Annotated in this window: 5 protein-coding genes and 1 pseudogene; 5 read left to right on the plus strand and 1 reads right to left on the minus strand. The window is 71.3% G+C overall.

Annotated elements, in window-relative coordinates; all coding sequences use genetic code 11:
• Positions 1 to 187: 187 nt before the first annotated feature.
• Complete coding sequence (uraD, locus tag FV229_RS24560) at positions 188 to 1,072, minus strand: 2-oxo-4-hydroxy-4-carboxy-5-ureidoimidazoline decarboxylase (protein ID WP_147754457.1); 885 nt, start codon at positions 1,070 to 1,072, stop codon at positions 188 to 190.
• Between the two features lie 162 nt (positions 1,073 to 1,234).
• Between uraD and FV229_RS24565 the strand changes: the two genes are divergently transcribed.
• From FV229_RS24565 to FV229_RS24585, 5 genes and pseudogenes are all read left to right on the plus strand, one after another.
• Positions 1,235 to 2,635, plus strand: coding sequence for a nucleobase:cation symporter-2 family protein (locus FV229_RS24565; protein ID WP_147754458.1), 1,401 nt, complete (start codon positions 1,235 to 1,237; stop codon positions 2,633 to 2,635).
• Between the two features lie 28 nt (positions 2,636 to 2,663).
• Positions 2,664 to 3,503, plus strand: coding sequence for a factor-independent urate hydroxylase (pucL, locus tag FV229_RS24570; protein WP_147754459.1), 840 nt, complete (start codon positions 2,664 to 2,666; stop codon positions 3,501 to 3,503).
• Positions 3,504 to 3,797: 294 nt separating this feature from the next.
• The gene (locus FV229_RS24575; protein WP_187275275.1) at positions 3,798 to 4,061 is read left to right on the plus strand and encodes a hypothetical protein; all 264 of its coding nucleotides are present in this window, start codon (positions 3,798 to 3,800) and stop codon (positions 4,059 to 4,061) included.
• 192 nt (positions 4,062 to 4,253) lie between these two features.
• Positions 4,254 to 5,366, plus strand: a complete 1,113-nt coding sequence (locus FV229_RS24580; RefSeq protein WP_147754460.1) for a BMP family ABC transporter substrate-binding protein — start codon at positions 4,254 to 4,256, stop codon at positions 5,364 to 5,366.
• Between the two features lie 427 nt (positions 5,367 to 5,793).
• A pseudogene (locus tag FV229_RS24585) lies at positions 5,794 to 6,148 on the plus strand (ABC transporter permease); the annotation flags it as partial.

Here is a 6,148-nt window from a genome sequence, read left to right on the forward strand (position 1 = left end):
GCCTCGCGCCCGGCCGGGGCGCCGACGGACTGCGCGGAGGCCGCGCCCGCGAGCCCGCAGCCGAGGCAGAGCGAGAGGATCAGGACGCGGGTCGAACGCAGCATGGGAATTCCTCGTCTGTCTGCGCCGTCAACGCGCGAGGGCCGCGCCGGTGCGCAGCCGGGAGGACGAATTTCCGGTAGACCCGTCAGCTGCCGCGATAGGTCTGGTAGCTCCACGGCGTCGCCACCAGCGGCACGTGATAGTGCCCCTCCGGGTCCGAGACGCCGAAGCGCAGCGGCACGACGTCGAGGAAGGGCGGCTCGGCGAGCGCGATCCCCTGGCGCCGGTAATGATCGCCGAGCGCGAAGCGCAGCTCGTAGACCGCGATCGGCACCGGCCGCCCGGCCACGAGCGGCGCGTCGGTCCGTCCGTCGGCGTTCGTCACCGCCCGCGCCACCAGGGCCGTCTCGGTCTCCGACACCACCTCGTGCAGGCTCACCGCGACGCCTTCCGCCGGCCGCCCGCTGACGGTGTCGAGCACGTGCGTCGAGATCCGGCCCGTGGTCCGGAGCGGTCCGTCGCCGGAGACCAGCGCGTTCAGGCGGATCGCGGCGATGCGGAACACTTCGGCTTCCGCCGTCCGCCGCTCCGTCGCGGCGTCGGATTCGAGGCGCGCGGCGAAGGCGGAGAGCAGCGAGGCCCGCCCGTGCCGCCTGACGCACAGGATGAAGGGCAGCCCGAATTTCGCCTGGTAGGCCGCGTTGAGCGCCGCGAAGCGCGCGACTTCCGCGTCCGACATCCGGTCGAGGCCGGCCGCGGCCTGCTCGGCCACCGAATCGGGGGCCATGGTGCCGTCCCGCGCGGCCCGTCCGGCGAGCTCGGGATGGCCCGCCAGCAGCGCGAGGCGGGTCGTGTCGGAGGCCGTCTCCACGGCGCCGCGCATGGCGGCATGCAACGCCGCGACGCTGGCGAAGGGCCGCGCGCCGGCGGCCTCTCGCGCCACCCACGGGGCGTGCTCGAACACCCCGCCGAGGGCCGCCACGAAGTCGGCCTCTTGCATCGTGTTCAGGTCGGCCAGGGGGATCGTCATCGGGCCTCGCGCGCATCGGGTCTTCCGGGCCGACGGTAGCAGGCAACGGGCCACGCGGCGCGATCGGCGGCCGCAGAGGCGCTGGCTCGGCCCTGGCACATGGCTTGCGCGGGAAAAAGTCCTGCGGCCGGACCGATCCGGCGGCCCCCGGAGCGTTCGCCGATGTCGAGCACCGCCCACCCGGATGTCCTGCCCGCGAGCGGTCCGGTGCCGCTCGCACCCGCCGTCGCGCCGGTCGCCCGGGTCGGCGCCCTGGCGCTCGCGCTGCTGGGCCTCCAGCACGTGCTGGTGATGTATGCCGGCGCCGTCGCCGTGCCGCTGATCGTCGGGCGCGCCCTCAAGCTGGCGCCGGAGCAGGTGGCGATGCTGGTGAGCGCCGACCTGTTCGCGGGCGGCCTCGCCACGCTGGTGCAGAGCTGGGGCCTGCCCGGTGTCGGCATCCGCATGCCGGTGATGATGGGCGTCACCTTCGCCGCCGTGACGCCGATGATCGCCATGGGCGCGAGCCCCGAGATCGGGCTCACCGGCATCTACGGCGCGGTGATCGCCGCCGGGCTGTTCGCGTTCCTGGTGGCGCCGCTCGTCGGGCGGCTGCTGCCGCTGTTCCCGCCGGTGGTCACCGGCACGATCATCCTCGTCATCGGCATCTCGCTGATGCGGGTGGGCGTGAACTGGGCGGCGGGCGGCGTCGGCAACCCGAACTACGGCGCGCCGGTCTTCCTCGGCATCAGCGCCTTCGTGCTGTGCGTGATCCTGGCGATCACCCGCTACGGCACCGGCTTCGTCGCCTCCGCGTCGGTGCTGGTCGGCATCGTCGTCGGCACGCTGGTGGCGGGCGCCTTCGGGCTGGTCGACCTCTCGCACGTGGCGACCGCCGGCTGGTTCGACGTGGTGCGGCCCTTCGCCTTCGGGTGGCCGACCTTCGATCCGGTCTCGGTGGTGACGTTGTGCATCGTCATGGTCGTGGTGATGATCGAGTCGACCGGCATGTTCCTGGCGCTCGCCGAGATCTGCGCCGATCCCGTCGACGAGAGGCGCCTGACCAAGGGCCTGCGCGGCGACGGGCTCGGCACGATGATCGGCGGCGTGTTCAACACCTTCCCCTACACGTCCTTCTCGCAGAACATCGGCCTCGTCGGCGTCACCGGCGTGCGCACCCGCTACGTCGCGGTGGTCGGCGGCGTCATCATGCTCGGGCTCGGGTTGATCCCGAAGCTCGCGGCCCTCGTCGAGGCGGTGCCGCAATGCGTGCTCGGCGGCGCCGGCCTCGTGATGTTCGGCATGGTCGGCGCCACCGGCGCGCGCATCCTCGGCGCGGTCGACTTCGCGCGCAACCGCAACAACCTGTTCATCGTCGCCGTCTCGGTCGGCTTCGGGATGATCCCCCTGGTGGCGCCGAACTTCTTCAAGCAGATGCCGCACGCGCTGCATCCGCTGCTCGAATCCGGCATCCTGCTCTGCGCGATCGCCGCGGTGGCGCTGAACCTGTTCTTCAACGGGCTCGGCAGCACCGCCGACGCCCGCGACGCCGCCCTGCGCCAGGCCGCCGCCGCCGAGCACTGACGCGTCCAGACCCGAACCGGAGACCACCATGCCGCTCACCGCCTCGACCTACGGCAAGGGCCGCGTCCGGGTCATGCGGTTGACCCGCGCGGGCGACCACCACACCCCGCGCGAGCTCACCCTCACCGTGCTGATGAAGGGCGCCTTCGACGCCGCCTGGACGGCGGGCGACAACCGCGCCTGCGTCGCGACCGACAGCGTCAAGAACATCGTCAACGTCACCGCGGCCAAGAACCTGTCCCTCGACAAGGAGGCCTTCGTCGAGGCCGTCGCCGCCGTGTTCCTCGAGACCTACCCGCAGGTCGAGGAGGTCGCGATCGAGGGGCAGGAGACGCGCTGGCTCCGGCACGCCATCGGGCCCGAGCCGCACGGCCACACCTTCACCCTCGACGGCACCGGCACCGGCTTCGTCCGGCTGGTCGCGAGCCGGGGGACGCGCGCGCTGCAATCGGGCCTGCGCGACTTCACCTTCATGAAGACCACGCAATCGGGCTGGTCCGACTTCGTCGACGACGGCTACCGCACCCTGCCCGACACCGCCGACCGCATCGCCGCCACCGCCATGGACGCGACCTGGACCTGGACGCGGGCGCCGGCCGACTACGCCACCGCCAACGCCGAGATCCTCGCCCGGCTGCTCGCGGTGTTCGGCACCACCTACAGCCTCGGCGTGCAGGACAGCATGTACCGGATGGGCGAGGCGGCTTTGGCCGCGATCCCGGAGATCGCCGAGATCGGCTTCGCGATGCCGAACAAGCATTACATCCCGATCAACCTCGCGCCGTTCGGCCTGGAGAACGCCAACGCGGTGTTCCTGCCCACCGACGAGCCGCACGGACAGATCGTGGCGACGATCGCCCGAGGGTAGAATTCCGCGCGTCGGGTGCCGAACCGCACGCTCTGGGAAAGAGGCGTGCCAAGTGCCGAATCTGCCGGCATGCGGCACTGCATCATCGGTTAAGACCCTGATCGGGAACGGATTTTTCGGCTATCTTCGTTGCCGTTGACCCACCGCGATCCGCCCGCACGCGGTATTGGCGAAAAATACGACCAAAACTTCAGCATTCGCAGCCCTTTCCAAAGGCAGCTCTGGTGAAAATCTAGGATCGATAAGATCGGCCGCCGCGGGCGGCCGACCGGACTCGAACCTCGGACGCCTCCCATGACCGCACGCCTGATCCTCGGCACCGCCCTCGGCCTCGCCCTCTCCACCACCGCCTTCGCGCAGAGCTTCACCGCCCCGGCCGGCATCCCGGCCGCCCTCGCGCCCGGCGGCCTCGAAGGCCGCGCCGCCGTCCCGAACGCCCTCGACGCCGCCGGCCACGCCCCGCGCGGCTACGGGCGCGACGTCTACGGCGCCGACGACGGCCTCGTCACCGGATCGCTGCGCGACGCCCGCGACGCGCGGGCCTATCGCGGCCGCTAAGGTCGGCCCCGACGCCGCCGCGACCTTTGCCGAAAAGAGTCGCAGCGGCAGGACTGATTTTGAGCGACGGGGCCGATCCGATCGCGGGTCGCGCTCAGCCGCCGCGACGGCGGCGATGCCGAAAATCTCGGCTTCGCCGGTGTTGCGGCCAAGCCTAGACTTCGCCCCGCAATCGGGACGGAGCAGGCGGCCTTGGCAGATCACGCGGCAGACCATTCGCTTTCGCGCAGGCATCTCCTCGGGGGCGCCGCCGCCCTCGCGCTGGCGCCGCTGTCCAAGGCCCGCGCGGCCGGCACGCTCACCGCCGGCTTCATCTATGTCGGGCCGAAGGACGATTACGGCTACAACCAGGCCCACGCCCTCGCCGCCAAGGCCTTGAAGGGCATGCCCGGGCTCGAGGTCACGGAGGAGGAGCGCGTCCCCGAGACCAACGCCGTCGAGAAGACCATGGAGAGCATGATCGCCCTCGACGGGGCGAGCCTCCTGCTCCCGACCTCGTTCGGCTATTACAGCCCCTACATGGTCGCCGAGGCGAAGAAGAACCCCAAAATCCAGTTCCGCCATTGCGGCGGGCTGTGGACCGAGAAGGACCCGAAGAACGCCGGCTCCTACTTCGGCTACATCGCGCAGGGGCAGTATCTCAACGGGATCGCCGCCGGCCACGCCACCAAGTCGAAGAAGGTCGGCTTCGTCGCCGCCAAGCCGATCCCGCAGGTCCTAAACAACATCAACGCCTTCCTGCTCGGCGCGCAGAGCGTCGACCCGTCGATCACCTGCCAGGTGATCTTCACCGGCGAGTGGTCGCTCGCGGTCAAGGAGGCCGAGGCCACCAACGCGCTGATCGACGGCGGCGCCGACGTCATCACCTGCCACGTCGACAGCCCGAAGGTGACGGTGGAGACCGCCGCGCGCCGGGGCGCCTTCGTCTGCGGCTACCACGTCGACCAGTCGCCGCTGGCGCCGCAGAAGTACCTCACCGGGGCCGAGTGGAACTGGCTGCCGATCTACAAGGGCTTCGTCGAGGCGATGCAGGCCGGGAAGGTGCCGGAGAACTTCGTCCGCGGCGGCCTCGCCGACGGCTACGTCAAGATGAGCCCCTACGGCCCCGGCGTGAGCGATGCGGCGCGAAAGAACGCGGACGCGGTCAAGGCCGAGATGATGAAGGGCGGCTACCAGATCATCAAGGGCCCGCTCAAGGACAATGCCGGCAAGGAGATCCTCGCCGCCGGCCAGGGCTACCCCGAGAAGGCGCCCGAGCTGGAAAGCACGAACTACCTCGTCGCGGGCGTGAAGGGCTCGGTCTGAGGGATCGTTTCCCGCGCCCGCGGAGGCGACACGATTCACACCTCGCCGCGTCTGGCGGTTCGCTTTGCGCGCATCCCCTCGCCCCGCCTGCGGGGAGAGGGCTTTGCCGACCTCGTCGTCGGCAAAGCGAGGCGGCAGCCGACGGTGAGGGGGCCGAGCCGAAGGAGGCTCCTCCGTCGGCACCCCCTCACCCCCGCTTCGGCTTCGCCTTTCGCTCCCCGGCTGCACGACGGGGTGCAGCCGGGCCTCTCCCCGCCCGCGGGGAGAGGAGGGACCCGCGCGTGATCCGATGGCGTGACGAAATCGGCGAGGTGGGTAGCCCCTGCGTGAGAGGAAGCGGACGGCCTTCGATCCGAAGGGGTCGGAGAAGCTGGCACGCTTCCTGCCGCAGGGTTTGCGGGATCGTGGAACCGAAGGACGGTGCGGGATGGTCGCGGACGCCGCTGTGGCACCGGTCGAGGTGATCGAGGGCCCTTCCCGGGGCCTCCAGGTCCGCGCCTGGCTGGCGCGGCGCTCGGAGGCGTTCCTGATCCCGGTCGGCGCGGCGCTCGCCGGCTTCGTGCTGTTCGGCCTGTTCCTGGCGGCGCTCGGCAAGTCGCCGCTCCAGTTCGTCGACATCGTCTATCGCGGCGGCTTCGGCTCGCCCTTCGCCCTCGGCAACAGCCTGCAGCGCGCCGCGCCCCTGCTGTTCGCCGCGCTCTGCGTCGCGCTGCCCGCCCGCCTCGGGCTCGTGGTGATCGGCGGGGAGGGGGCGATCGTGCTCGGCGGCCTCGGCGCGGCGG

This window comes from Methylobacterium sp. WL120 (genome assembly GCF_008039465.1).
Lineage (GTDB): Bacteria > Pseudomonadota > Alphaproteobacteria > Rhizobiales > Beijerinckiaceae > Methylobacterium > Methylobacterium cerastii.

What these genes read in the sequence shown, in the direction of transcription:
- uraD (WP_147754457.1), bottom strand. Translation starts at nt 1,072, where the DNA reads ATGACGATCCCCCTGGCCGACCTGAACACGATGCAAGAGGCCGACTTC.
- FV229_RS24565 (WP_147754458.1), top strand. Translation starts at nt 1,235, where the DNA reads ATGTCGAGCACCGCCCACCCGGATGTCCTGCCCGCGAGCGGTCCGGTG.
- pucL (WP_147754459.1), top strand. Translation starts at nt 2,664, where the DNA reads ATGCCGCTCACCGCCTCGACCTACGGCAAGGGCCGCGTCCGGGTCATG.
- FV229_RS24575 (WP_187275275.1), top strand. Translation starts at nt 3,798, where the DNA reads ATGACCGCACGCCTGATCCTCGGCACCGCCCTCGGCCTCGCCCTCTCC.